Genomic DNA, 25,401 nt, shown 5'->3' on the forward strand with positions numbered 1-25,401 from the left:
AAGTCAGGGAGCCGAATGAATGCTATTTAGACATTTACCTGATGAAATATTTCAGGCTTTGAGCGGCTCCAACAGAGCATTAATTGAAGCGGTACTGAACGATCTTGCAGATATTTTTTATGATCATGCTGAAGACCCAATAAAAGATAAATCCACTATTATTGAGTCGATAGAAGACACTTTGCACAAGTTAGACACGCTGGCTTGGCATGATGATCAAAAAGAGTCCTTTGACTCACCTAAGACCATCCATGATTACGCCTTAAGAATTTACCATCGTCTGGTGAATACTGGATGGTTAGTGGAAGAGCAGGAACTGTATAGAGTCAGCGTCCTGATGACACCTCAAATCTCCATGTTACTGCGTTCTCTCGTCGAGATTAGCCGACATGGCAAACGCAATTATGGTGCGACTGTACTGAGCATACTCAGTAATTTGGAGTCCGTCGCAAAACACCCTAAAGAGCGTGGGGTAACTTTACGTCAATCAGCTGAAGCATCTCGAGATTTCTCGGCTCACCTGAATCAGATCTTACTTGGGATACGCAGTTTGCAAAGAGAGCTCTTTGCTAGCCGAGACCCTAAAGCGATTGTTGCTGGTTTCTTTGACTTGTTTGTAGAAGGCATCTTGATTGCTGACTATAAAACCATCAAAACGAGCAATAACCCATTCCGTTTTAGACGACAAATACTCGAGTTAACACAAGAGTTTTTGAACAACCCTGAAACCATGGGGCAGGTTGCCCAGTGTTATGTAGATCAACAACTCATTACCATGGCTGAAGCACAAGCCATGGTCGAGAAAGATTGCCGCGACATTATCCAAACCTTTAGCAATATAGAACAACGCCTAGAACGCATTGATGAATATCGATACCGTCTTGAAAAAAGAGCCGCTGATACCGCCCGCTACATGGACAGTTCACGTCCGGGCATGGCGAATAAAGTCGCAGGCGTTATTGCCGATGTCGCAAAATTCGACAAATTGCCAACATTAAAAAATGTTATTGGTGCACGTTTTGTCGGTATGGCGTCAGCCGCACAACCAACAAAACGCAGAGAGCCGCCACCACCTCGCGTAATGACACCATCGGAAGTGTCAGCGGATGCAATAAGATTGCGTGATCAGCAGCGTCGTTTCCACGAAGCTCGACAGGTTACCATTCCTAAGATGCAAAACTATTTGGATAAACAAATAGCGGCTGGTGATAGCAAACATATTTTAGATTTCACTATTGAATCTGTTGAAGATTTTGTTTGCTTCGATCATTTGCGTTATGTCGGATCTCTTGGCGTAAGCGCTAAGAAAATAGAAGAGTCATTTGAAGTACAGTTTACTGACCAGTATGTGGATGTGCATAATTTCGTTGAATGTCGTGAATTTACTGTAGTGCGTAGGAGCAAAGCGTAATGCTTAGAGAATTAAAAAAAGTCGTTGAAGAGTCAGGCAAAGACGCTCAAGAATTCCAACAAACGGCAAACTTTGTGATTGCGAATCAATTTGCTAGCGCCTACAAACATGGCCAACGAAAACATTACTTGTTGCTTGAGTCCTATCAAGACTACTTTGATAACTTATTCGATGCGCTGGGAATGAAGCTTTACATCAACGAGAATGAGCGTCTTGCCGGCGTTTTGCCAATCCAAAAAGAAGCCTTTGTTCGTTTGAAAACAGATGAAACCTTATTCCTATTGGTGCTTCGCCAAATTTACGAAGAGAAAATTGAGAACTTTGAAGTCGATAATGGCTTTGTCGCCACAAACACACACACCATTCTTGACAGATTTGTTCAGCTCGTTAAGCGCGAAATTCCTAACGAAACACGATTCAAAGACATACTGGCTTTATTCAGTCGTCATGGCATTGTCATCCGAGGTAAATCCTACGAAGAAGACAGTAAGAACCAAATGATCAATATAACCCCTGTGGTGAGATTGATTGTGACAGAAGCGTACCTAAGACAATTAGAGTCATTTAATGGTACGGATCCAGATGAAGACGACATCGTGGAATCAGATGCCGAAACAGAAACAACACAAGAAACGACTCAAGACTAGGGCCAAGATATGAAAAAGTTAAATCGCATCGTATTAGTCAATTGGTACCTGCTGGGTGCAGAAGAGATAACTATTCGTGGCAATACTGCCATCATTGGACCAACTGGTTCTGGTAAATCCTCTTTGCTTGATGCTATCCAAACCGTTTTGACGGGTGCAAGCAAGCGACACTTGAATTACAACGCCAGTGCCAATGATGGCAAGGCGAGTGGTCGAAGCATTCGTTCTTATATTTTGGGGATGATCGACTCAGGGCAAGCCAATGCCAAAGCCTTCGGCACCCAACCAAGACAAGACGCAACCAGTTACCTTGCTTTGGTTTTTGAAGATAGCATCACAGGCAAAGAGTCCACTGTTGGGATTACATTGAGTGCGTCATTAGCATCACCGGAAGAGGATGTTCTTGGTCGCTTTGTGCTGTCTAATTTTGGCGCGCGCAAATCTGATTTCATCGATGCAATGGAAGGTAAAAGCTATAAAGCTAAACCCTGGATTGAAGTGCGTGAGAACCTGAAAAAAGTTTGCCTAGATCCATACATTAAATCAGGCAGCGCTTCTGCTACCCAATATATCAACCGCTATTTAGAAGAACTTAGTCCGAGCCCAGATCATTTAGTTACACAGGATAGCTTCCTTAAAAACTTCAAAAACGCGCTTAAGTTTGTTCCCATTGCTTCACCTACACGCTTTGTACAAGACTTCGTCTTGGCAGAAGCGCCTTTACAAGTTGGGGCTTATCAGAAATCACTCAATGAATACCGTCAGCTAGAAGCCAAAACACTTGAAGTTTCTAAACGTATTGATGATTTAAGACTGATTCAACAAGATTGCGAGAAGAAGCATCAGCAAGAGCAAACTGCGATTAACTATCAATGGATCGCAACAGAAGCACGTTTTGATGAGTTGGGCAGTAAGCAAGACGATATACAAGATCAATATGAGCTTCAAAAAGAGCGTGAAGAGGAAATCGAAGAAGAATTAACTACCCAAGCCAGCCTATTAAAACAACTGCAGGGACAGTTGCTTCGTTTCGAACAACAGTATGAACACTCTGACGTTGGTCTAAAACTGCAACAACTAGAGCAAAATAAGAAGCTATTAACACTGCAAGGCCAGCAAGATCAAAAAGCCATCTTACAAGTACGACAGCTGACAGTATTGTTATCGGCACTGAATTCTTTTGAAGACCTTCTATCAAAAGAAACCCTGACGTTGGTAAGTGAGTTTTCAGCATTTAATGGGTTAATTTCAGAAGATGGACGCATCGAAGGTAATCTCAAACCTTTGACTCAGAAACTGGTTGCACTTAATGAGTCTTTAGATAAAGAAAAATCTCAAGTGTTTGCTCAACGTTCTGAGCTTAACCGCACCATTTTGAACTTAAAAGATGAGTGTAAGCAGCTTGAATCAGATGTCTCTTCTTTAAAAGGCGGGGTTAGCCCGCTTTCTCAAAATACAAAACGACTTATTGCGTTATTAAAGGACGCAAATATCACAGCCACACCACTGAGCCATTTAGCGGAAGTCACTGACAGAAAGTGGCAAGACGCTATTGAAGGTTACCTAGGTGCACAACGTGAAGCGTTGATCGTTGAGCCTGAAGAGGCAGAAGAGGCGATTCGTATTTTCCGTGCTCATCGACGACAATTAATGGGGTGTCGTGTTATTGACACCACCCAAACTCGATTGTGGTTAAATCGCGGCGACAATAATTCAGCATTACGCTTTATACGTTGTAACAATGATCACGCTCAAGCTTATTTAAACCGTCGCTTGGGTGGAATAAAACCTGTTGATACAGAGCGTGAATTATTGCGTGAAGACAGCGCGATGACAGCCGATGGCATGTTAAAACTTGCCGGTACTATCTCTACCATTCGTTTTGTCCCACACATGATGGTTGGTATCAATACCGAAGGCATGCGTGAATCTCGTGAAAAACAATTAGCTAACCTTAGCGGCGAACTAATGAATTTCCTTAAGGCCGATCAGCGCCTTGAGCAAGCGGATTCCTTGCTTGGTCGTATCATGGCTAACAATCAATTTGATGCTGATACCATAAGCAATGCGAGCCATTCTGTGACTCGATTGACTCAAGAACTTGAGTCAGTTGAAGCCGAAATTATGCAATTGCAAAAGCATGACGATACCGAACTACAAGAACGTATTGAAGAGCTGAAATCTCGTATTGCCAATGTTGAGCTGGATCAGAAAAAACTGGATCGTGAGCGCCAACAGATTGCAGAACAATTTGGTGCATTAAATACCCAAAAAAGTCAGTTAAGCTCAGCGCTATCGGCTCTAGATGAAGAGCGTAATCGCCTGACGTCTAATCCAAAATACGATGCTGAATTCGCCAGTGAGCGTTATGCTTTATTGGAGAGTAGCATGGTAAATGGCGCAGCCATTTATAGAGAAGCCATCAGTCGGGCTGAAAAGGCCAACGAAAAAGCTCGTACTTTCGATCAGAAAGTCCGAAAAGAAGTGGCTGACCATTATGGTAAATACCATCATGCTAACCTTGATAATGACGTTCAACTGGATTACCTAGAATCGAAATTTGAAGAGTTTGAGCATTACGTTTCTTATCAAATCGATGTCCTTAGTGAGACTGAATTAGCCAAATACGCTAAACGTGCGGAATTGGCTCGTCGAGAAGCTGAGGAAACATTCCGATCAGATTATGTCTCTAAACTGAAAGACTCGCTTGATCAAGTCGCACACATTATTCGTGAGCTTAACCACAGCTTAAAACGCCGTCCATTTAACCAAGAGATCTATCAATTCCGCTACTATCCAAATGGCGATATGAAAGACATCTTGGATTTGGTTGAGCGTTTTAGTGCCCAAGATCAAGCAAATGTCGGTGGATTATTTGACCCTCACTTGAATGACGATCCAGATCACGCTCGAGCTATAGCGTCGATTCAGGAATTGATATCAGATGACGAGAAGCAACAAGATCTTGCAGACTACCGTAAGTTTTATAACTTTGAGGTTGATATCTTGGATGCCGACGGCAACAAAAAAACAACGTTGAGCCAGCGCATTCAAACGGGCTCTGGTGGTGAGCACCAGATTCCATTTTACTTGGCCATCGCTGCTGCTTTATCGACTACGTATCGTTTACACGAAACCATGGATGGGGAAATCGTTGGCGGCTTCTCTCTGGCCATGTTCGATGAAGCTTTCAACAAAATTGATATGGTTAAAACGTCAACTTGTATGGGCTTTATGAAGGACATTGGCTTACAAGTTATTGCCGCAGCGCCAGATGATAAACGTGCTGTTATGGCAGCGAATATGGATACTATTATTAGTGTTTGGCGAGAAGGCGGTGCAGTATCCATCGATGTTGCTTATCCGAAAGAAAAGGGTCAAACCCTACTAAATGGCGAAGTAGACTCACTACCGACTCCAGCATAATAGAGAATGACATGCTTGTACAAAATCAGATAAATCAACGTATTAACGAAAGCCTAGATGTACAGCATATGACACTTGAAAACGAGAGTCATATGCACAATGTGCCAGAAGGCAGTGAATCGCATTTTAAACTTGTTTTAGTGAGTGATGATTTTGAAGGTAAAAGGCTGGTTCAACGACACCAGCTTATTTACGCTACGCTAAAAGAAGAAATGACGAAAATTCACGCCTTAGCCATGCATCTATACTCAACCAAAGAATGGAATGAGCGCAATGCGCTTGCTCCATCTTCGCCAAAATGCCACGGAGGCGAGTAGATCGCTTGATCCGCTCGATTAGCCAATGAGTATTTCAGTTACTGTTAACGAAGAAGAAAATCTTGTCACCATTCATATTATTGGTAGCTTTGATTTTTCTTTATTTAATGAGTTTCGTGAAGCCTATTCTTCATTACCAAAGACGTATAAAAGCTATGTTGTCGATATGAGTATGGTCGAATATTTAGACAGTGCAGCACTTGGAATGTTACTAAGTATGAGGAATGCAATCGAGCTAGAAAGCGACATTCGATTAGAAGGAGCCAATGACTTCATTAAGAATATACTTATGATTTCTCGCTTCGATAAACGCTTTGACATTCAATAGGCTAAATAGATGAAATTATTATGCGTAGACAGTGAACCCGTTTATCGCGAAATTATTTCTTTATGTGCAGAAAGCGTCGGCGCTCAGGTCAAGAGTGTAGAGTGCTTTGACGAAGCAATACATGCGTTTTACGACTACGCTCCGGATATTGTCATCTTAGACGTTATTATTAAAGGTGGCAGTGGTATTGATCTCGTTAAAAAAATGAAAGCCATGGCTGGCAATCGCTTCGTACCGATTATATTTCTAGCGTCACAGACATCAGACGCCGTTATGGGAAATTGTTTCAGATGCGGCGCTGATGATTTCATTCCTAAGCCATTCAGTGAAATCTTGTTCAATATTCGATTAAAGACACATATGCGCCACGTCGAATTGATCAAAGAAATGTACCGTAAAAATAAAGCGCTCACCTATTATCAAACCATGATAGAACGAGAACATGAAATGGCGCACCATGTTCTTAACCACATTCAGACACGCAGCGAACGAAACTCCGAATATGTTGCTATTACTCGATTGTCTGCAGCGAGCTTTAATGGCGATTTAGCCCTGGTAAAAACCCGTTCTGATGGAGCTCGTCTAGCATTTGTTGGCGATTTCACCGGACACGGTTTACCCGCATCAATAGGGGCCTTACCTGTCATGCAGGCTTTTTTTGATGCGGTCGATGATTTGCTTGATATCGGTAAGTTGGCCGAAAGAATCAATCGAATTTTAATCAGTGTCTTACCTGATTACATGTTTTGTGCTGGCTATTTGGTGTTGCTGTATCCTAATGGAAAAATCCTATATTGGGGTGGCGGCATGCCTAATGCCTTTATTCGTCGTTCTGGTGGCAAACTCGACCAGCTGAGGTCGAACCACATGCCTCTTGGTATTTTACCTGCACGAGAATTTGACGCGGGCCTACAAAGCGATCAACTAGACGAAAGCGATACTCTGGTGATTATGTCTGATGGCGTCTTAGAGTTGAAAAATATCTCTGAAGAAATGCTAGGGAACGATAGAGTAGAGGCCATTATTAATTCTTCTTATGCAGAGAAGAGCTTAATAACAGCGCAAAGGGCAGCGGAAAAAAAATTAGCAGAATATCAGGGTGAATCTATTCAATTAGATGATATTACACTTCTTGCTCTTAGAAGAACCTGCTTGAATTAAGCGACAAGCAGGTACTTTCAGTACTATCTCTTTCCACCTTTCTTTTTGTTTTTATTGCCTTGTTTTGGCTGTGCTTTGGGAAAAGGGCGCTTCTCTGGTTCCGTACGTAGCACTAAAAATAAGTCAGTTACTACTTCTGGTATTTGTGCAATGCAAGAATCAGTCAGTTTTTCACTTTGACGAATTTGAACAACTTCTTCATCATCAAACAGGTCAGACGCGACCATGATTGGCAGTAAAAGCTCCGCTACTACTTCTTCCTTTTCAGACTCAAACCATTGGCTTTCTGTCATGAATACGCCTTCCATAAAACCAGTAGCCCATTCTTGCAGCTCACTTAACTCTTCAGGAGATTGGCCCATTTCTAATTCACAAGGAACCATAAAGCCATCTTCAGACTCTAGCTCTTTTTGAATATCAACAAAAAGGCGAGTTAAGTACTGAGTAATTTGTTTTTCTTGCTTTGCATTTTCGAACTGTGGTGTCTCTTCGAAGATCACCGGTAACCACTGATCTTCCGTTGTTGGTGTAGGACAAATAGCTAATGCCGTCAAAAAGCCATGAGCCATCACAAAGTTCTGACATTCCTCATGAACTTGATCCGATTCCAAAAAATTTTCTAATGTCTCTAGTTCAAGATCATCAAGAGGTTGATGTGCCATGTATATGTTTCCCCAATACAAATTAAGTGTATGATTCTAGCGAAAAGAGAGCGAAAAATCGATGCAGAAAGTAGCGTCTTAAGGGATAATTCCTAAATGAATTTAAAGTCACTCACACTTTCTCGATTAGGTTATTCCGAATATCGCCCATTGCAAGAAAAGGCGATCGATGCCCTGTGCGCAGGGCAGGATGTTTTACTAGCCGCACCAACAGGTGGCGGCAAATCCTTAGTTTACCAATCAGCTGGATTAATCAGACAAGGCGTTGCCGTCATTGTTAGTCCGTTGTTGTCTTTAATGTCTCAACAAGTAGATGAGTTAACTAAAAAGGGCATTCGCGCTAAATTTCTAAATTCAACACTAAACCCAGGAGAGCAGGATGATTTAATCTGGGCACTACGGCATGAACATATCGACTTACTTTACTTATCGCCTGAAAAGTTGGTACAGCCTTCGGTTATCGGTTTTTTACACAGCTTCGACATTTCTTTATTTGCCATTGATGAAGCCCATTGCATTTCTCAATGGGGGAGCTTCTTTAGACCTGAGTACAGCCAATTAGGACAACTTAAGGACTCCTTTCCAGACGTTCCTATCATCGCTTTAACCGGAACCGTCGACAAAGACACAATAAACACCATTCAGACATCACTTAAGTTGAAAGATTGTCAGGTTCTTCTTAGCAGTTTTGATCGATCCAATATAAAGATCCACATCGCTCAAAAACGCAAAGCCAAACAACAGGTTTTGTATTTTTTACATCATGAAGTACCCGGTCAGACTGGCATCATCTATTGTCGGTCAAGAAAGAAGACTGAAGAGATTGCGGATTGGCTCAGTCAATTAGGGCTACCAAGCTTATGTTATCACGCCGCAATGACGGAAGAAGATAAACGAGCTAATCACCACACCTTTACCCACCAACCAGGCACCATCATGGTTGCGACGACGGCCTATGGTATGGGGATTGATATTGCACATGTTCGATTTGTTGTTCACATCGACTTACCCAATAATACTGAGTCATATTTTCAGGAAATAGGCCGCGCGGGAAGAGATGGCAAACCAGCCAAAGCATTACTTTTGTATGGCCTACAGGATATGACCCAAGCTCAACAATTGGCTGCCATGCAACCCTTTTCAGCAGATAAAGAACTTGAAAATATGGGCAAATTCTTTCGGGTTTTGGAAAGTAGGGGCTGTAGAAGACAAAACTTATTGGCACATTTTGATGAACGCTTACCAGCATGCGACAACTGCGACCGATGTCTATCCAATAGATCAGAACAAAATGTGACGATAGCAAGCCAAAAACTGCTTTCTTTAATTTATCATACGAAAGGTGTCCAACCGTTTTCTTTGCTCATCCAGATATTACTTGGCAAAAAAACCAAATCTGTACTGGCAGCTAATGCAGAGACATCTCCGTTATTTGCAAAAGGCAAAGAGCTTACTGAAGTTCAATGGAAAGCGATCATTCGACATCTTATTGCTTTCGATTACATAACACTTGGCACAATATCTGCTTTCACAGTTCACATAAATGAAAAATCTCGGTCCGTGTTAAAAGGCAATACACAAATTATTATTCCAAATGAGCAATACTACCCAACACTTCATGAAGACGATCTTGAGATAGGCAGTGTGAGTTGGCATAAGGTATTAGCTTGGAAATATAGCCATGGTAAAAATACTCTTAGTGAAAATCAGCTAAGATTAATTTGTCGCCATAAGCCAAAATCTATTGCATCTCTTAGCCGGCTAACAGGTTTACCAAAAGATCATGTCGTAGATTTTGCAGATACACTATTAAAAATAGTACATGAGATGGATTCATTGGAGGTAAGTCCTTAATGACGTTGCAACTCGAGCTGACAACTCAAGAACACAAAGCAGACGCCTTAAGTCATATCATCCAGAAAGCAAATGAATGCTTTGATAAAGCTGATCAATTTTTTGGCAATAAATTTAAACGCTCAACCTGCAATCTAAAGCAACGAGGTCGAGCGGCGGGCACAGCTCACCTGCAAAAAAACGAATTGCGCTTTAACCTTTTCATGTACCAACAAGATCCAACCGAATTCATTAATACTGTGGTTCCTCATGAAGTGGCTCACCTTATTGTTTTTCAGATTTATGGTCATTCTGTTAGACCTCATGGCAAAGAATGGCAAGCCGTTATGAGAAAGGTATATGGTATCAATCCAAGTAGGACACATACCTTTGAAACACCACCACAAAAACAACCCTACACATATCACTGCGCGTGCCAGAAGCATCAATTCAGCAAACAACGTCACACTAGGGCACAAAAAGGGGTTGAATACATTTGTAAGGGTTGTAAGTCAAACTTACAATTTGTAGGTAAAATCACTTAGTGCGTCATAAATTTCCTTTAAAAAGTGATTTATCGTGCACTTTTCCTCTGAGATCTTCATTTTTGATGCGATGCCTTTGTGCTTATAGTATTATGGCGTCGTTTTATTTATAGCGTGTTTATGATGGATTTATCTAATCGACCTAAAGAAAAATTAGAGCTGAATAAGCTCCAAAAACGTCTACGTAGACAAACGGGCCAAGCCATTGCTGACTTCAATATGATTGAAGATGGCGATAAGGTAATGGTATGTTTATCTGGCGGTAAAGATTCTTACACAATGCTGGAGATTCTTCGCAATCTGCAAGCTAATGCCCCGATAAACTTTAGTATTGTGGCTGTTAATCTAGACCAAAAACAACCTGGCTTCCCAGAGCATATTTTACCTGCTTACTTAGAAGAGTTAGGTGTTGATTACCACATTTTAGAGCGTGACACCTACAGCATAGTAAAAGAGATTGTGCCTGAAGGGAAAACTACCTGCGGTCTATGTTCACGCTTACGCCGTGGTTCTTTGTATGGGTTTGCTGAAGAAATTGGCGCCACTAAAATAGCACTAGGCCACCATAGAGATGATATTCTTGAAACCTTGTTCTTGAATATGTTCTTTGGCGGCAAGCTAAAATCAATGCCACCTAAATTGTTAAGTGATGATGGTAAGCACGTTGTTATTCGTCCCTTAGCTTATTGCAAAGAAAAAGACATTGAAGCTTTTGCGGTCATGAAAGAGTACCCGATTATTCCTTGCAATTTATGCGGTTCACAAGAGAACCTGCAAAGACAAGTTGTGAAAGACATGCTTCAAAAATGGGAACAAGAATTCCCAGGTAGAACTGAAACTATGTTTTCTGCTATGCAAAATATTGTTCCATCACATCTAGCAGATACAGAATTATTCGACTTCAAAGGGTTAAAGCAAGCACCAGACGCTTTAAACCGAGTAAATATTATTTCGTTATAGGACCTTAAAAATGAATGCTACGTACAAAACACTATTAGTAACCGCAGCCATTTTAGGCACTTCAGCAGTAAATGCTGCCTCTACCGCTGGCGTCAGTTTAACTAACGAGACGGTAAAAGGGGATGTTAACTTTGATATGGGCACATTCGGCGTAGACGCTGGTATTGCTTATGATAAAGATGAGAATTTTACGACTACGCACCTTGGCGTTAATGTTCAAGACGCTGACACCAGCGGCCCATTACAGGTCGGTATTGGCGCTCGTGTATACGGAATCGATGCAGATCTAAAAGATGATAGTGATGTATCTATGGCGCTTGCTTTAGGTGGTTGGTACCGCTACACACTTCCGGAAGCAAACCGAATCAGTATTTATGGCTCGCTTTACTATGCGCCAGAAGTTTTATCCTTCACTAACTTAGATCATATGTACACTTATGAACTTCGTGCAGAGTACATGACTATGCGCAATGCTCGTGCATACATTAGTTATGGAAATACAGTAGCAGTATATGATAACGATAGCCGTATAGAGGCGAACAAAGGTTTTGCTATAGGTGCAATGGTTGATTTCTAATAGAGTTAAAGCTCTTATAGAAAGTAAAAAAGGTGGCATATGCCACCTTTTTTAGTATTAATAACAGCAGTCTAAACGACAGATATCAATCACCGTCATAAGCACAAAGACTAAACACAGGTATGTTGCTGTCACGTAGCTTTTGACTTCCACCAAGATCTGGCAAATCAATTATTGCCGCCACTTCTTTAATATTTGCACCTTGTGCAGATAATAATTCTATTGCAGCTAATAGCGTCCCACCTGTCGCGATTAAGTCATCAAACAACAAGACTTCATCACCGGCTTTAACCGCGCCTTCTTGTATCTCTAACTCCGCTTCACCGTATTCTAGGGCATATTTTTGTGAAATAGTCTTACCAGGCAGTTTGCCTTTCTTACGAACCAGAATTAATGGCTTTTGTAGCTCATAGGCAAGAACCGCTGCGATAAGAAAGCCACGAGCATCAATACAAGCGATATGAGTAATATCAGTAGAAATATAGCGATGCACATAAGCATCTACAACCATTCGCATCCCTTTTGGGTCACTAAAAATGGGAGTAATATCCCGAAAACTGATGCCTTGCTTTGGCCAGTCTTCTACTGTTTGTATTAGTGACTTAACGTAAAAATCATCGTAGAGCATTATGGTATTGCCTCAATATATCAATCAAATTTGACTGATTTTACCACAATCACTGGCAACCCCAACGAGTTTTTGCATTTCTGGGAAATCAACAATTTCAATTTCTTTGCCGTCGACATGAATGAGCTCATTTTTTTGAAAACGGGTGATCACACGACTAACGGTTTCCACTGCTAACCCTAAATAATTTCCGATTTCGCCACGCGACATAGACAAACGGAAAGAGCTAGCAGAATAACCACGTTTTTTAAAACGATTAGAGAGGTTAAGTAAAAAAGAGGCTACTTTTTCATCCGCATTCTTTTTCCCCAGAAGCACCATCATCTGCTGATCATCAGAAATCTTACGGCTCATCACTTTAAAAATCTGGTGCTTTAAAGAGGGAATTTGTGAAGACAACTCTTCAAGGTGGCTAAACGGAATTTCACAAACAGTCGTCGTTTCAAGCGCCTTTGCAGAAACGGGGTAGGTGCCAGAATCAATACCACTTAACCCCACTAGCTCGCTAGGACAATAGAAGCCTGTAATTTGCTCCTCGCCAACAGAAGTAATATTGAATGTTTTTAATGTGCCTGAACGTACTGCATAAACGGAATCAAAAGACTCACCTTGGCGAAACAAAAAATCTCCCTTTTTGAGTGGTTTTTTGCGCTCAATTATCTGATCTAGTCGATTAATATCTTCATCTGCAAGTGCGATGGGAAGACAAAGTGCGCTCAGACTGCAATTTTGACACTGCGAAGTAAGCGTACTATTAAACCTTGAATGTGTGTGTGTTAATGACATTTCAATCTCCCTGATATTAATTCATATAACTTTTGAGTATTTTACCGTGTTGTTTAAATGCTTATCGAAAACCATACAAATACACCGAATAAGCAATCTTCCACGATCTGTGATCTTAATAGTGGTCTGCATTCCACTAGGATCAAACTCCAACATGCCATCTTGTAACATAGGAGTTAAGCTATCCATTTCTTCAGCAAAGTACTCTTTAAAGTCGATTTTAAACCTTTGCTCAACTAACGTCATATTGAGTTGAAACTGTGATATGAGGGTCATGATGACATAATGACGTATTCTATCATCGCGATCGCTAATATACCCTTTAGCAATAGCTAATTGACCCTTTTCAATACTACTCCGATAATCGGTCAAGTCAGTATAATTTTGAATGTACACGCCATTTAAATCGCTAATGGCAGAAACACCGAATGCAATTAAATCCGTGCCTGCATGCGTTGTATAGCCTTGAAAGTTACGGCGCAACGTTTCTTGCTTTTGGGCAATGGCTAATTCATCACTCGATTTCGCAAAGTGATCCATACCAATGTACTCGTAACCAGCCTCTAACAAATACTCTATACTCATTTTCAACAAATCAAGCTTCATGCTTGATAAAGGCAAAACGTCATCGGTTATGCGTCTCTGAGCAGGGAAGCGATCAGGCAAATGCGCGTAGTTGAATAAAGAAATTCGCTCTGGAGCCAGCGCAATTACTTGCTCAAGAGTGTTTTTAAAACCGTCAATTGACTGATAGGGCAGACCATAAATTAAATCAAAATTAATCGACTTAATGCCTAATGCCCTTGCGTCATTTACAAGGCTTTCAACCATACTATAGGGTTGTATTCTATGTATCGCTTGCTGAACTTTATGATCAAAATCTTGAACACCAACACTAATCCGATTGATGCCCATTTCAGTCAGCAATTTGATTTTCGAGTAGCTAATTTCTCTAGGATCTATCTCAATACTGTAGTCCTGTGATCCGTCATTAACCAAATTAAAATACTGATTGATATTATCAAACAACACTTTAATTAGGTCTTCCGTTAAAAACGTTGGAGTGCCACCACCAAAATGAAGCTGTGTAACCTTTCGTGAATGATCAAGCATAAGGCTACGTAACCGCATTTCCTCACCTAGTAGTTCAACATATTCCACGCCTTTATCATATTGCTTTGTCACAATCTTGTTGCACGCGCAGTAATAACAGAGGTGTGCGCAAAATGGGATGTGAAAATACAAGCTAAGATCGGCATCCGATGGCGTCAACATCTTATCAATCAGTGCAATTTTGCTGATTGAAGCGTTAAATTGCGGGGCAGTAGGATAAGAGGTATAGCGAGGCCCTGATAAATCATACTTGCTAATAAGTGCGGAGTCCCAGATCATCATTCGTTCCTATTAAAATTTCTAATAGGAATTCTACTCTTTCAAACAAGAGCTTATTCTGACACAGATCAATAGATACCATTCTCAGTGCTCAAATGATTGCTTCAATGTATAGAAAATAATGAATTTGGTTCTAACACATAGATGAATCTGATCTAATAGTCATTTTAAGCGCAATGATCATGAAATCACTTCCAATATACATCGCTCACGGGGCTGGAGCTGGCCATGAAAATAGTTTCTTAACGGGTCTGCGCTGCGCGCTTTCAGACCAAACGAAACAAGTCGTACATCCGGTCACTTTTTCTTATATGGCAGAACAAGAGCGTACAGGTAAAAAAAGACCGCCTCCGCGCTTTCAATCGCTTGTCCCAGAGTTTGAGCAGCTGGTTGAAAACGAAGACGCATGTGTGGTTGCTGGCAAATCGATGGGCGGACGGGTAGCAACGCAAATAACTCACCTACCAAACGTAAAGGCAGTTATTTGTTTTGGCTTCCCTTTCTATCCCCCCGGCAAGCCTGAAAAGCATAGGCTGTCTTTTCTTGAAGAGTTAAAAAAGCCATGCCTCATCATTCAAGGAACAAGAGATCAACTGGGCTCTTTTGATTGGGTGAGTCAGCAGACATTACCAGATAATATAGAGATTCTATGGATTGAAGGAGCTGACCATGACTTCAAAACCCTCAAGAAGCTCAACAAAAATATAGACGACACCATTTTAGAATTAGCCATGCATGTAAAAACCTGGCTCAAACTTAATACGTAATTAGAGGGGAATATTATGGAACACCAAGCCTTGCTTGATGCAACTGATTTACTTTGCCCAGAACCCGTTATGATGCTACACGCTGAGATGCGTAAATTGACGGCCAAACATGTTCTCAAGGTCATTGCGACAGACCCATCAACAACAAGAGACATCCCGAAATTTTGCCAATTTCTTGGTCACAAGCTAATGAAGCAGGAGCAAGAAGGCGATATTTACTATTACTGGATTGAAAAAAAGGAAAGCTAACTCAAATAATAAAGCCCAGGTCATTATGATCTGGGCTTTATTTGTTCAGTCGGTGAGGTCGATAAAGTTATGCCACTTTTAGCTTTCTTGTGTGCTCTTTATGACCAAGAATCGCACTTTCATAAATCTGTGCAAAACTAGAAAAGCCAACATCAATATCCAGTCTTAACTGACGAGCCACATCATTTGATGATATAACGCCACGAATGGCTTTGGTTTCTTCATCAATTACCAGTAAATGCTGTAGCTTATTATTGCGCTGACTAAACAAAAGAGACTCTATATCAGAGTGCTGCAATGAAGTATAAGACAAAGCAAGGAGCACATCTTTTGATCTCATTAAATCTGCAACCATTAGCTCAGAACGCTTAAAACCATTGGCAACTTGTTTGATAAAAATATCTTCAGACAAATCTTCTAAGCTAACAATACCGACAAAATGATTATCAGCATCAACCACTATTTTCATGCGCACGTGTTCTTTTCTCATCAATTGAACCAACTCATCAGCACGAGTATTGGCTTCAATGACTCTAGGCCCCGCTTTTTGAAAGTCCGTGAACACGGTAATTGCAGGTGAATAGATATTTATGTTTTCAATAGTTTTAGGCCAAATAAGCTCACTGACGCTTTTTGTAGACACATAAGTTAGTGTTTTCATGATAAATCCCCAATAAAAGACAATTAAATAGAAATAGGGTGAGTTATATCAATGAAAATGGCGGAGCTCGTGGATTAACATTACGAGTAACCTTGGTAGTGGAAACAAAGGTATCGTAAATGTATAAATTGGATGGAATGCCTAGGGCGTTAACATAAGAGTCGCTTAAAAATAAGCAATCTTTATCTGATCCCGTATCTTTGTCAGGTGTTACAACCTCATGACTAACCTGTTCGATAGTCGGTTCTAACCAACGAAACTGGTTTACTTCTTGAGCATTGGCGCGCTGAGAGATCGTCAGAAGAGACGATACAATCACTGCAATGATCATAAGTAATTGAGTTTTCATTGTAATACCTAGCTTTTGAATTATCTTAACAATATAGGCCTGCTTTAATTTAAATCCCAGCCTTAATTTCAAAATGCCGTGTATTTACACGATCTTATGCATTATCAATACATTGTGATCCTATTGAACAAGCAATGATCTTAGGCATAAAAAACGCCAGCGCGATGCTGGCGTTTTCCACTTCATGCTACTAACACCTTATGACAGGTGCTTTAGTAACGCCTCTACACTCTCTTTTGCGTCACCAAATAACATACGTGTATTGTCTTTAAAGAATAGGGGATTCTCAACACCAGCATAACCTCGGCTCATCCCTCGTTTAAGTACAATGGTCTGCTTACCATGCCAAGGCTCTAGCACTGGCATACCGGCAATTGGGCTGTCAGGCTCCTCATTGGCCGCGGGATTAACAATATCATTTGCCCCGATTACGATAGACACATCAATGTTTTTAAAATCATCATTGATTTCGTCCATCTCGTAGACAATATCGTATGGAACCTTAGCTTCTGCCAACAAAACGTTCATGTGCCCAGGCATACGACCAGCTACTGGGTGAATACCAAAACGAACATTCACACCTTTATCACGAAGCTTCTTGGTAATTTCATAAACTATATGCTGCGCTTGAGCTACAGCCATACCATAACCAGGTAGAATCATTACCTCTTTAGCATCTGCCAACGCTTGCGCTGCTTCTTCAGCTTGGATCTCAATAATCGTACCCTGTGGCTCAGCGTCTGTGGCTACACTTGATTTATTGGCCTTATTTCCACCAATACCACCAAGAATGACATTCAGGAACTTACGATTCATAGCACGACACATGATGTAGCTTAGGATCGCACCACTACTGCCGACTAGCGCTCCGATCACTATTAGTAAGTCGTTACCCAGCATAAAGCCCATAGCCGCAGCTGCCCAACCGGAATAGCTGTTTAGCATAGAAACCACGACAGGCATATCAGCACCACCAATAGCAATGACCAAATGCGCCCCAAAAACAAAAGCCAATAAGGTAATTATCGTGAGGTAGTTCATGCCTTCTGCTGCACCAACTTGAGCAAACTGCACAACCAAATACACAACAGCAATACAAATCAAAAGATTGAGTAAATGACGAGCAGGTAATCTAAGCGGCTTGCCAGAAACCTTGCCACTCAATTTTAGATAAGCAACTAAAGACCCTGTAAATGTTACCGCACCAATAAATACGCCTATCGCTGTCTCTACATCATGTATGCGTTGAGCAACCAAAGAATCATACTGCCCATGGCCTAATGCATTTGCAAAGCCAACAAAAACAGCAGCCAAACCAACTAAGCTGTGAAGAATAGCCACCAGCTCTGGCATTTGTGTCATTTCAACCCGCTTGGCAAGCAACCACCCAATTAAACTGCCGGGCACTATGCCGAGTAGCAGCAATTCATAATTATCGGTTACCGCTCCAGCGATCGTGATCACAACAGCAAGCGCCATTCCGAGCATGCCATAAATATTGCCGCGTCTTGCGCTTTCTTGGTGGCTTAGTCCAGCTAAGGCCATGATAAACAACGCGCTTGCCCCTATATATGAGGCGGTCATCATTCCGAAGTTCATTGTTTATCTCCTATTTGCGGAACATTTTCAGCATACGATGCGTCACGGCAAAACCGCCCACAATATTGATACTGGTGATAAAAATCGCCATGGCGGCTAAAATCGATACGATTGGACTGTCACTCGATACTTGGGTAATAGCACCAATGACAATAATGCTACTGATCGCATTTGTGACACTCATAAGAGGTGTGTGTAAAGAATGACTGACGCCCCAAACCACCATGTAGCCAACAAAACATGACAATACAAACACCGTCATGTGAGCCATAAATTCTGCTGGTGCGATAGAGCCCAAACCAAGCAGCAATGCACCCGTAATAAGCACCGGTAAGAGAAAACCAAAAGCACTCGGCTTTTTCTCTTTGGCTTTTACATCCACTTTTTCTGGTTTCAGTTGTTCGCTCACATCTGATTTTGGTGCTGCTGACAGTCTAGGTGCCGGTGGTGGCCAAGTAATACTGCCGTCTTTCACAACCGTTGCTCCACGAATCACTTCGTCTTCCATATTAAGATCGATCTGACCGTCTTTATTCGGGCATAACTCAGTAAGAAGGTGATAAATGTTAGTGGCAAATAACTGACTGGACTGAGCCGCCATACGGCTTGGCAGGTTGGTATAGCCGATAATAGACACACCATGTACATCAATCACTTCATTGGCTTGTGTTAAACGACAGTTACCACCTGTCTCTGCCGCCAAGTCAACAATAACGCTGCCGGGCTTCATTGAGCGAACCATGTCTTCGGTTATAAGCTCTGGGGCGGTTTTGCCTGGAATTAATGCTGTCGTAATAATGATGTCTACGTCTTTTGCTTGTTCTGCAAATAGCGCCATTTCAGCAGCGATAAATTCCGCACTCATCGTTTTAGCGTAACCACCTTCGCCACTGCCATCTTCGTCCTTAAAATCTAAAAGTAGAAATTCGGCGTTCATACTTTCGACTTGCTCTTTTACCTCTGGACGAGTATCAAAGGCACGCACAATAGCGCCCATACTTTTGGCTGCACCAATTGCGGCCAAACCCGCAACACCAGCACCGATTACTAGCACTTTTGCAGGTGGAACTTTACCCGCAGCCGTAATTTGCCCTGTAAAAAATCGACCAAAATGTTGGGCCGCTTCCACAACTGCACGATAACCTGCAATGTTAGCCATCGAGCTTAGGACATCCATTTTCTGCGCTCTCGAAATACGTGGCACGGCATCAAGCGCTACAACATTCGTTCCTCGCTCAGAAAGCTGCTGAAGCTTATTCATATTTTGCGCAGGATGAATCAGACTGATCAGGGTTTGATTCTGCCCTAACAACTCGACACCATAAAATCCAAGTTCTGGGTGCTCAACAGGAGGGCGAACTTTTATTAGTAAATTGGCTTCGTGCCATAGCTTCTTAGTGTCGTGTGTTATTTCAACACCAACAGCTTTGTAAGCTTCGTCTGAGTAGGAAGCTGCAGTACCAGCTCCGCTTTCCATTACGATATCAAACCCTAACTGCTTCACTTTGGAAGCAATAGAAGGGGTCATGGCAACTCTTAGTTCGCCATCTTCTATTTCTTTTGGGATTCCAATTTTCATATTAATGCCATTTTATATTTATTAACGTTAGCCTGAATATTCATCCAATATGTCTGGAAGATACTGCCCTTGTTTCCTACTGAGTAAACGAGTACGAAGTGAGCACAATTAAAAACCAGCTGCTTGTTACGCTATTGCATGCCAGCGTCAACAGCTGTTGTCATAACGACGTTTTATCGAGTTCAGATCAGATGCCAATGCATTGTCTTATTTTTTCAATTGAATAATTGATTCAATCCCGCTTACCTTAATGAAGCAGGGAGTGCGTATCTCAAGATATAAAATGTCGTAATGAGATAAGTTGAATATGAGGGGATGTGCGATCCTGCGACATTGAACGCCGTATGCGACCAGGGATGAAATGTCTGAATCTCGACATTTTATGATGGTGAGTAAGCGACAATATCACCTAAATATCATGAGGTATTATTTTTTGGTTCAGGGCGAATGTGTGCTTTGCATCAATAGGTACTACAATAAAAATAACACTCCCGCCTGTATGAGTTTTTAGCGACTAAGGCGGTTGTAGGAGGATTTATAATAATGACTACACCGAGATTCGTGACTTGGGAACCTACCGTCGGTCAATCCATCATTGATGAGTTTAAGGCCAAGCCAGGCGCCTTACTGCCACTTTTACATGCTATACAAGACCGCTTTTCTTACATCCCAGAAGAGGCCATAGCACTCATTGCGTCGTCTTTAAAGTTAAGTCGTGCCGAAGTTCATGGCGTCATCAGTTTTTATCATCACTTCCGAACCAAACAACCTGGCCGTCATGTCGTTGAAGTCTGTCGCGCAGAGGCTTGTCAGGCTTTAGGATCTCGTCGTTTAGAAGCTCACGCTAAGAGCGCCTTGGGAGTGGAATACCATCAAACGACCAGCGACTACAACATAACCCTAGAGCCTGTTTACTGCTTAGGGAATTGCAGCTGTGGCCCCTCTGTTCGAGTAGGCGATGAAGTTTATGCCGACATGGATAATCAACGCTTCGATGAATTAATTAGCAGCTTAAAAACTGAACGTTTGGAGGTTCAATAATGGTTCAACGTATTTACATACCTTCAGATACGACAGCGAAAGCACTCGGTGCAGACCGTCTTGCTAAACTGATCAATATCATGGCAAGCGAACAGGGCGTTGAACTGGATATCAAACGCAATGGTACTCGCGCATTATATTGGTTAGAACCCTTAATAGAAGTTGATACTGCACAGGGTCGCTTTGGTTTTGGCCCTGTCAAAGAAGCCGACTTAGAATCTCTTTTTGCAGCCAAATTTTGGCAAGGCGACGTTGAGCATCCTTTAGCACTCGGTTTGGTAGATGATATCGAGTACCTCAAAAAACAACAGCGCCTAACCTTTGCTCGTATCGGAGAGATAGACCCTTTGTCTTTGAGCGATTATCAAAACTTAGATGGCTTCAAAGGTCTAAAAAAAGCCCTCAAAATGGATTCGCAAGCACTGGTCGATCAAGTGAAAGAATCAGGCTTGCGTGGTCGAGGTGGTGCAGCATTTCCAACTGGCATCAAATGGCAAACCGTATTAAATGCACCTGCTGAGCAAAAATACATTGTCTGTAACGCAGATGAAGGCGACTCCGGCACCTTCGCCGATCGATTGGTAATGGAATGTGATCCCTTTATGTTGATAGAAGGGATGATTATTGCTGGTTTAGCAGTTGGCGCCACCCAGGGCTATATTTATCTCCGCTCAGAATACCCTCTGGCCTACAAGACACTCAATCAAGCTATTGCTCTGGCTTATGCCAACAACTTGCTTGGTAGCGACATCCAAGGCAGCGACAAACATTTTGATTTAGAAGTTCGTTTAGGTGCAGGGGCTTACATTTGTGGTGAGGAAACCTCATTGCTTGAAAGTCTTGAAGGTAAGCGCGGCTTAGTTCGTGCCAAGCCTCCATTACCCGCGATTGTCGGTTTGTTTGGACAACCAACCGTCGTCAATAACGTGCTGTCACTTGCAGCCGTGCCTTTTATCTTAGATCAGGGGGCGAAAGCCTATGCTGATTGCGGCATGGGGCGCTCTCGTGGCACCTTGCCATTCCAGTTAGCAGGTAATGTTAAACGAGGCGGATTAGTTGAATTAGCCTTTGGACCAAAGCTCAGCGAACTAATGTTTGATTTTGGCGGTGGCACACGGAATGGTCGCCCCTTAAAGGCGGTTCAAGTAGGCGGCCCGTTAGGCGCCTATCTACCAGAGTCTCAATGGGATACACAGCTTGATTACGAAGCCTTTGCAAAAGAAGGCGCCGTACTTGGTCATGGCGGTGTAGTGATGTTTGATGACACCGTCGATATGAGTGAACAAGCACGATTTTCAATGGAATTCTGTGTGGCTGAGTCTTGCGGTAAATGTACACCTTGCCGTATAGGTTCTACTCGCGGTGTTGAGGTTATTGATCGTATTCGTTCAGGTGAGAATGTGGACAGCAACATTGCGCTATTAACGGATCTGTGTGAAACCATGGTTGACGGCTCGCTCTGTGCAATGGGCGGCATGACACCATTCCCAGTGCAAAGTGCGATGACACATTTTAAAGAAGATTTTGTGAAAAACGCAGCTTCAACCACGAATACAGAGGAGGTCTAGACATGTTGCAATATTTTGATCCACGTAAAGATTACGGAACACCTGCCTCGCTTAGTGAAAAGCTGGTAACGCTGGAAATTGACGGTGTTGAAACCTGCGTTCCAGAAGGTACGTCTGTTATGCGTGCTGCCGCTTTAATGGATATTAATATTCCTAAGCTTTGTGCGACTGATAACTTAGAAGCCTATGGCTCATGCCGACTTTGTGCTGTCCAAATTGAAGGGCGCCGCGGCACTCCAGCCTCTTGCACTACGCCAGCAGAGCAAGGTATGAAGGTTTGGACGCAAAATGAAAAATTAGCCAAGCTTCGCCGTAATATCATGGAACTGTATATTTCTGATCACCCACTAGATTGCTTAACATGCCCTGCAAATGGGGATTGTGAACTTCAGGATATGGCAGGCGCTGTCGGCCTAAGAGAAGTACGCTACGGTTTTGATGGTGAAAACCACCTAGACGCGCCTAAAGATACGTCAAACCCTTATTTTACCTTTGATGCCAGTAAATGCATTGTTTGTTCTCGCTGTGTGCGTGCCTGTGAAGAAGTTCAGGGGACCTTTGCATTGACGATTGATGGTCGGGGTTTCGACTCAAAAGTCGCTGCAGGACAGGATGAATCTTTCTTGGATTCTGAATGTGTCTCTTGTGGCGCCTGCGTGCAAGCATGCCCAACCGCAACATTATCTGAAAATTCAATTATCGAATTAGGGCAGCCTGAACACAGTGTGGTAACGACTTGTGCTTATTGTGGTGTGGGTTGTTCTTTCCGTGCAGAAATGAAAGGTGATCAACTTGTACGCATGGTGCCTGATAAAGGTGGTGATGCAAACCACGGTCACTCTTGCGTTAAGGGGCGCTTTGCCTTTGGCTATGCAACTCATAACGATCGCATTAAAACGCCAATGATTCGTGATTCTATCGACCAACCTTGGAAAGAGGTCGGTTGGGAAGAAGCGATTTCTTTTGCAGCAAATCGCTTAAAAAGCATTCAATCAGAGCATGGCCGTGAAAGCATAGGCGGTATTACATCTTCGCGTTGTACCAACGAAGAAACATACCTTGTACAGAAACTGATTCGTGCAGCCTTTGGCAACAATAATACGGATACCTGTGCCCGTGTTTGTCATAGCCCAACAGGTTATGGCTTAAAACAGACGTTAGGCGAATCCGCTGGCACACAAACATTTGATTCGATTATGAAGTCGGACTGTGTTTTGGTTATTGGCGCAAACCCAACGGATGCTCACCCGGTGTTCGGTTCTATGATGCGTCGCCGTTTGCGTGAAGGCGCAAGCTTGATCGTTGCCGACCCACGTGAAATTGATTTGTTGAAAACGCCACACCTTGGTAATGCACTGCATTTGCCTCTTCGTCCAGGCTCTAACGTTGCTATGGTTAACGCGCTGGCACATGTTGTTATCACCGAAGGGTTAGAAGATACCGATTTCATCGCCAAGCGCTGTGAAACCGACGCTTATAATAAATGGCGTGCTTTTATATCTGAAAAACGTAATTCGCCGGAGGAAGTTGAAGAAATCACTGGTGTGTCTGCTAAAGCCGTACGTGAAGCCGCTCGCAACTTCGCTAAAGCGCCAAATGCGGCAATTTATTATGGCTTAGGCGTCACCGAGCACAGCCAAGGTTCAACCATGGTAATGGGGATCGCCAATCTTGCATTAGCAACAGGTAACATTGGTCGTGATGGCGTAGGGGTTAATCCACTACGAGGCCAAAATAATGTTCAAGGCTCTTGCGATATGGGCTCATTCCCGCATGAACTACCAGGCTATCAACACGTTTCTGACCCGATCGCACGAGGACGCTTTGAGGCGGCTTGGGGCGTGAGTTTAGATGATGAACCAGGATTGCGAATTCCTAATATGTTTGATGCCGCCATCGCGGGACAATTTCGCGCCTTATACGTTCAGGGTGAGGACATTGCACAATCCGATCCGAATACCCAACACGTTGAGGCCGCTTTAAAAGCATTGGATTGCCTCATTGTTCAAGATATCTTTTTGAATGAAACAGCGAAATTTGCCCATGTATTGTTGCCTGGTTCTTCTTTCCTTGAGAAAAACGGCACCTTTACAAACGCAGAACGTCGAATTAACCGTGTACGCAAAGTAATGCCCGCCGTTGCAGGAAAAGAAGATTGGGAAGTGACCGTCGATCTTGCAAATGCTTTGGGTTATCCAATGAGCTATAACCACCCGTCCGAAATTATGGATGAGATTGCCTCCTTGGCTCCGAGCTTTGCCGGTGTAAGTTACGAGAAACTCGATAAACACGGCAGTTTACAATGGCCTTGTAATGATCAGTTCCCGGATGGCTCGCCAATAATGCATATGGAAAGTTTCCCGATGCCAGAAGGCAAAGGACATTTTGCTATCACTGAATTCGTACCAACGACAGAACGGGCAAACCGCAAGTTCCCGTTGTTGTTAACCACTGGACGAATTCTGAGTCAATACAACGTGGGGGCACAAACACGACGTACAGACAACCAAGCATGGCATGATGAAGATATATTGGAACTTCACCCTCATGACGCGGAAGAACGAGGCATCAGTGATGGCGACTGGCTTGGCATCACGAGCCGAGCAGGGCACACGGTCTTACGAGCGCGAATCAGTGTGCGCATGCAGCCAGGAGTGGTGTATACAACCTTCCATCACCCAGGAAGCGGTGCAAACGTAATCACCACTAACAACTCAGATTGGGCAACGAACTGTCCTGAGTATAAAGTGACTGCAGTGCAAGTTGAGAAAGTCTCTCAACCTTCAGAGTGGCAAAAAGACTTTGTGGCGAATCACCAGCGTCAGCATAAGTTTTTAGCTGAAGCCTCCGTGGCAGCAACTAGTGAAGAGTGATAAATAAACTGATGCGGCTGAGCCTACTAAAAGGTCAGCCGC

At 42.6% G+C, this 25,401-nt stretch carries 23 protein-coding genes; 15 read left to right on the forward strand and 8 right to left on the reverse strand.

From position 1 onward, the window contains the following. Positions 1 to 19 precede the first annotated feature (19 nt). Genes C1X04_RS09540 through C1X04_RS09565 form a run of 6 tightly spaced genes read left to right on the forward strand, consistent with a single transcriptional unit; the run spans position 20 to position 7,290 of the window. The gene (locus C1X04_RS09540; protein WP_110572590.1) at positions 20 to 1,411 is read left to right on the forward strand and encodes a Wadjet anti-phage system protein JetA family protein; all 1,392 of its coding nucleotides are present in this window, start codon (positions 20 to 22) and stop codon (positions 1,409 to 1,411) included. Next, a complete protein-coding gene (locus tag C1X04_RS09545) occupies positions 1,411 to 2,058 on the forward strand; it encodes a DUF4194 domain-containing protein (protein ID WP_110572591.1) in 648 nt (215 codons plus the stop codon). Before C1X04_RS09540 ends, C1X04_RS09545 begins: the two co-directional genes overlap by 1 nt. Before the next feature lie 9 nt (positions 2,059 to 2,067). Then, positions 2,068 to 5,484, forward strand: a complete 3,417-nt coding sequence (locus tag C1X04_RS09550) for an SbcC/MukB-like Walker B domain-containing protein (protein WP_137169775.1) — start codon at positions 2,068 to 2,070, stop codon at positions 5,482 to 5,484. Between the two features lie 11 nt (positions 5,485 to 5,495). Continuing rightward, complete coding sequence (locus tag C1X04_RS09555; RefSeq protein WP_137169776.1) at positions 5,496 to 5,801, forward strand: BolA family transcriptional regulator; 306 nt, start codon at positions 5,496 to 5,498, stop codon at positions 5,799 to 5,801. Positions 5,802 to 5,826: 25 nt separating this feature from the next. Further along, positions 5,827 to 6,129 (forward strand): STAS domain-containing protein, encoded by a 303-nt coding sequence (locus C1X04_RS09560; protein ID WP_110572597.1) that lies wholly within the window; start codon positions 5,827 to 5,829, stop codon positions 6,127 to 6,129. 9 nt (positions 6,130 to 6,138) lie between these two features. Beyond that, a complete protein-coding gene (locus tag C1X04_RS09565; RefSeq protein ID WP_137169777.1) occupies positions 6,139 to 7,290 on the forward strand; it encodes a fused response regulator/phosphatase in 1,152 nt (383 codons plus the stop codon). Positions 7,291 to 7,313: 23 nt separating this feature from the next. On the opposite strand, the gene C1X04_RS09570 is transcribed toward C1X04_RS09565, so the two are convergent. After that, positions 7,314 to 7,952, reverse strand: a complete 639-nt coding sequence (locus C1X04_RS09570) for a UPF0149 family protein (RefSeq protein WP_137169778.1) — start codon at positions 7,950 to 7,952, stop codon at positions 7,314 to 7,316. Between the two features lie 96 nt (positions 7,953 to 8,048). Here C1X04_RS09570 and C1X04_RS09575 point away from each other — a divergent pair, with 96 nt between their 5' ends. From C1X04_RS09575 to C1X04_RS09590, 4 genes are all read left to right on the forward strand, one after another. Then, positions 8,049 to 9,806: an ATP-dependent DNA helicase RecQ gene (locus tag C1X04_RS09575; protein WP_137169779.1), complete on the forward strand. Its 1,758-nt coding sequence runs from the start codon at positions 8,049 to 8,051 to the stop codon at positions 9,804 to 9,806. After that, positions 9,806 to 10,330, forward strand: coding sequence for a SprT family zinc-dependent metalloprotease (locus tag C1X04_RS09580; RefSeq protein WP_137169780.1), 525 nt, complete (start codon positions 9,806 to 9,808; stop codon positions 10,328 to 10,330). Before C1X04_RS09575 ends, C1X04_RS09580 begins: the two co-directional genes overlap by 1 nt. 120 nt (positions 10,331 to 10,450) lie before the next feature. Next, positions 10,451 to 11,290: a tRNA 2-thiocytidine(32) synthetase TtcA gene (gene ttcA / locus C1X04_RS09585; RefSeq protein ID WP_110572607.1), complete on the forward strand. Its 840-nt coding sequence runs from the start codon at positions 10,451 to 10,453 to the stop codon at positions 11,288 to 11,290. Between the two features lie 10 nt (positions 11,291 to 11,300). Next, complete coding sequence (locus tag C1X04_RS09590; RefSeq protein WP_110572609.1) at positions 11,301 to 11,867, forward strand: YfaZ family outer membrane protein; 567 nt, start codon at positions 11,301 to 11,303, stop codon at positions 11,865 to 11,867. A gap of 85 nt (positions 11,868 to 11,952) precedes the next feature. Here the strand turns inward: C1X04_RS09590 and C1X04_RS09595 are convergent, their stop codons facing one another. The 3 genes from C1X04_RS09595 to hemN are packed head-to-tail and all read right to left on the reverse strand — an operon-like array spanning position 11,953 to position 14,676. Beyond that, positions 11,953 to 12,495 (reverse strand): adenine phosphoribosyltransferase, encoded by a 543-nt coding sequence (locus tag C1X04_RS09595; protein WP_110572611.1) that lies wholly within the window; start codon positions 12,493 to 12,495, stop codon positions 11,953 to 11,955. 24 nt (positions 12,496 to 12,519) lie between these two features. Next, a complete protein-coding gene (gene fnr / locus C1X04_RS09600) occupies positions 12,520 to 13,281 on the reverse strand; it encodes a fumarate/nitrate reduction transcriptional regulator Fnr (protein ID WP_110572613.1) in 762 nt (253 codons plus the stop codon). A 21-nt stretch (positions 13,282 to 13,302) separates the two neighbouring features. Further along, a complete protein-coding gene (gene hemN / locus C1X04_RS09605) occupies positions 13,303 to 14,676 on the reverse strand; it encodes an oxygen-independent coproporphyrinogen III oxidase (protein WP_368073948.1) in 1,374 nt (457 codons plus the stop codon). A gap of 179 nt (positions 14,677 to 14,855) precedes the next feature. On the opposite strand from hemN, the gene C1X04_RS09610 reads away from it, so the two are divergent. Together C1X04_RS09610 and tusA are read left to right on the forward strand one after the other, a co-directional pair. Then, positions 14,856 to 15,440: an alpha/beta family hydrolase gene (locus C1X04_RS09610; RefSeq protein WP_254682243.1), complete on the forward strand. Its 585-nt coding sequence runs from the start codon at positions 14,856 to 14,858 to the stop codon at positions 15,438 to 15,440. Between the two features lie 15 nt (positions 15,441 to 15,455). Beyond that, positions 15,456 to 15,689: a sulfurtransferase TusA gene (gene tusA / locus C1X04_RS09615; protein WP_110572620.1), complete on the forward strand. Its 234-nt coding sequence runs from the start codon at positions 15,456 to 15,458 to the stop codon at positions 15,687 to 15,689. Positions 15,690 to 15,756: 67 nt separating this feature from the next. Here tusA and C1X04_RS09620 read toward each other — a convergent pair whose 3' ends face one another. The 4 genes from C1X04_RS09620 to C1X04_RS09635 form a co-directional block, all read right to left on the reverse strand. After that, positions 15,757 to 16,350 (reverse strand): CBS domain-containing protein, encoded by a 594-nt coding sequence (locus tag C1X04_RS09620; protein WP_137169782.1) that lies wholly within the window; start codon positions 16,348 to 16,350, stop codon positions 15,757 to 15,759. 43 nt (positions 16,351 to 16,393) lie between these two features. Further along, the gene (locus tag C1X04_RS09625; protein WP_110572624.1) at positions 16,394 to 16,699 is read right to left on the reverse strand and encodes a hypothetical protein; all 306 of its coding nucleotides are present in this window, start codon (positions 16,697 to 16,699) and stop codon (positions 16,394 to 16,396) included. A gap of 198 nt (positions 16,700 to 16,897) precedes the next feature. Then, the gene (locus C1X04_RS09630) at positions 16,898 to 18,298 is read right to left on the reverse strand and encodes an NAD(P)(+) transhydrogenase (Re/Si-specific) subunit beta (RefSeq protein WP_137169783.1); all 1,401 of its coding nucleotides are present in this window, start codon (positions 18,296 to 18,298) and stop codon (positions 16,898 to 16,900) included. 10 nt (positions 18,299 to 18,308) lie between these two features. Beyond that, positions 18,309 to 19,877: a Re/Si-specific NAD(P)(+) transhydrogenase subunit alpha gene (locus C1X04_RS09635; protein ID WP_137169784.1), complete on the reverse strand. Its 1,569-nt coding sequence runs from the start codon at positions 19,875 to 19,877 to the stop codon at positions 18,309 to 18,311. A 543-nt stretch (positions 19,878 to 20,420) separates the two neighbouring features. Here C1X04_RS09635 and C1X04_RS09640 point away from each other — a divergent pair. From C1X04_RS09640 to fdhF, 3 genes are read left to right on the forward strand one after another with little or no spacing between them, the layout of a single operon-like run. Further along, the gene (locus tag C1X04_RS09640; RefSeq protein WP_137169785.1) at positions 20,421 to 20,918 is read left to right on the forward strand and encodes a formate dehydrogenase subunit gamma; all 498 of its coding nucleotides are present in this window, start codon (positions 20,421 to 20,423) and stop codon (positions 20,916 to 20,918) included. Continuing rightward, positions 20,918 to 22,486 (forward strand): NADH-quinone oxidoreductase subunit NuoF, encoded by a 1,569-nt coding sequence (locus C1X04_RS09645; protein WP_137169786.1) that lies wholly within the window; start codon positions 20,918 to 20,920, stop codon positions 22,484 to 22,486. Before C1X04_RS09640 ends, C1X04_RS09645 begins: the two co-directional genes overlap by 1 nt. Positions 22,487 to 22,488: 2 nt before the next feature. After that, positions 22,489 to 25,359: a formate dehydrogenase subunit alpha gene (gene fdhF / locus C1X04_RS09650; protein WP_137169787.1), complete on the forward strand. Its 2,871-nt coding sequence runs from the start codon at positions 22,489 to 22,491 to the stop codon at positions 25,357 to 25,359. Positions 25,360 to 25,401: the final 42 nt, after the last annotated feature.

Source organism: Marinomonas sp. FW-1 (genome assembly GCF_005222245.1).
GTDB classification, from domain to species: Bacteria; Pseudomonadota; Gammaproteobacteria; order Pseudomonadales; family Marinomonadaceae; genus Marinomonas; species Marinomonas alcarazii.

What these genes read in the sequence shown, in the direction of transcription:
- C1X04_RS09640 (WP_137169785.1), top strand. Translation starts at nt 20,421, where the DNA reads ATGACTACACCGAGATTCGTGACTTGGGAACCTACCGTCGGTCAATCC.
- fnr (WP_110572613.1), bottom strand. Translation starts at nt 13,281, where the DNA reads ATGTCATTAACACACACACATTCAAGGTTTAATAGTACGCTTACTTCG.
- C1X04_RS09580 (WP_137169780.1), top strand. Translation starts at nt 9,806, where the DNA reads ATGACGTTGCAACTCGAGCTGACAACTCAAGAACACAAAGCAGACGCC.
- C1X04_RS09550 (WP_137169775.1), top strand. Translation starts at nt 2,068, where the DNA reads ATGAAAAAGTTAAATCGCATCGTATTAGTCAATTGGTACCTGCTGGGT.
- C1X04_RS09555 (WP_137169776.1), top strand. Translation starts at nt 5,496, where the DNA reads ATGCTTGTACAAAATCAGATAAATCAACGTATTAACGAAAGCCTAGAT.
- tusA (WP_110572620.1), top strand. Translation starts at nt 15,456, where the DNA reads ATGGAACACCAAGCCTTGCTTGATGCAACTGATTTACTTTGCCCAGAA.
- C1X04_RS09560 (WP_110572597.1), top strand. Translation starts at nt 5,827, where the DNA reads ATGAGTATTTCAGTTACTGTTAACGAAGAAGAAAATCTTGTCACCATT.
- ttcA (WP_110572607.1), top strand. Translation starts at nt 10,451, where the DNA reads ATGATGGATTTATCTAATCGACCTAAAGAAAAATTAGAGCTGAATAAG.
- C1X04_RS09625 (WP_110572624.1), bottom strand. Translation starts at nt 16,699, where the DNA reads ATGAAAACTCAATTACTTATGATCATTGCAGTGATTGTATCGTCTCTT.
- C1X04_RS09540 (WP_110572590.1), top strand. Translation starts at nt 20, where the DNA reads ATGCTATTTAGACATTTACCTGATGAAATATTTCAGGCTTTGAGCGGC.
- C1X04_RS09570 (WP_137169778.1), bottom strand. Translation starts at nt 7,952, where the DNA reads ATGGCACATCAACCTCTTGATGATCTTGAACTAGAGACATTAGAAAAT.
- C1X04_RS09635 (WP_137169784.1), bottom strand. Translation starts at nt 19,877, where the DNA reads ATGAAAATTGGAATCCCAAAAGAAATAGAAGATGGCGAACTAAGAGTT.
- fdhF (WP_137169787.1), top strand. Translation starts at nt 22,489, where the DNA reads ATGTTGCAATATTTTGATCCACGTAAAGATTACGGAACACCTGCCTCG.
- C1X04_RS09645 (WP_137169786.1), top strand. Translation starts at nt 20,918, where the DNA reads ATGGTTCAACGTATTTACATACCTTCAGATACGACAGCGAAAGCACTC.
- hemN (WP_368073948.1), bottom strand. Translation starts at nt 14,676, where the DNA reads ATGATGATCTGGGACTCCGCACTTATTAGCAAGTATGATTTATCAGGG.
- C1X04_RS09565 (WP_137169777.1), top strand. Translation starts at nt 6,139, where the DNA reads ATGAAATTATTATGCGTAGACAGTGAACCCGTTTATCGCGAAATTATT.
- C1X04_RS09595 (WP_110572611.1), bottom strand. Translation starts at nt 12,495, where the DNA reads ATGCTCTACGATGATTTTTACGTTAAGTCACTAATACAAACAGTAGAA.
- C1X04_RS09575 (WP_137169779.1), top strand. Translation starts at nt 8,049, where the DNA reads ATGAATTTAAAGTCACTCACACTTTCTCGATTAGGTTATTCCGAATAT.
- C1X04_RS09630 (WP_137169783.1), bottom strand. Translation starts at nt 18,298, where the DNA reads ATGAACTTCGGAATGATGACCGCCTCATATATAGGGGCAAGCGCGTTG.
- C1X04_RS09590 (WP_110572609.1), top strand. Translation starts at nt 11,301, where the DNA reads ATGAATGCTACGTACAAAACACTATTAGTAACCGCAGCCATTTTAGGC.
- C1X04_RS09610 (WP_254682243.1), top strand. Translation starts at nt 14,856, where the DNA reads ATGAAATCACTTCCAATATACATCGCTCACGGGGCTGGAGCTGGCCAT.
- C1X04_RS09545 (WP_110572591.1), top strand. Translation starts at nt 1,411, where the DNA reads ATGCTTAGAGAATTAAAAAAAGTCGTTGAAGAGTCAGGCAAAGACGCT.
- C1X04_RS09620 (WP_137169782.1), bottom strand. Translation starts at nt 16,350, where the DNA reads ATGAAAACACTAACTTATGTGTCTACAAAAAGCGTCAGTGAGCTTATT.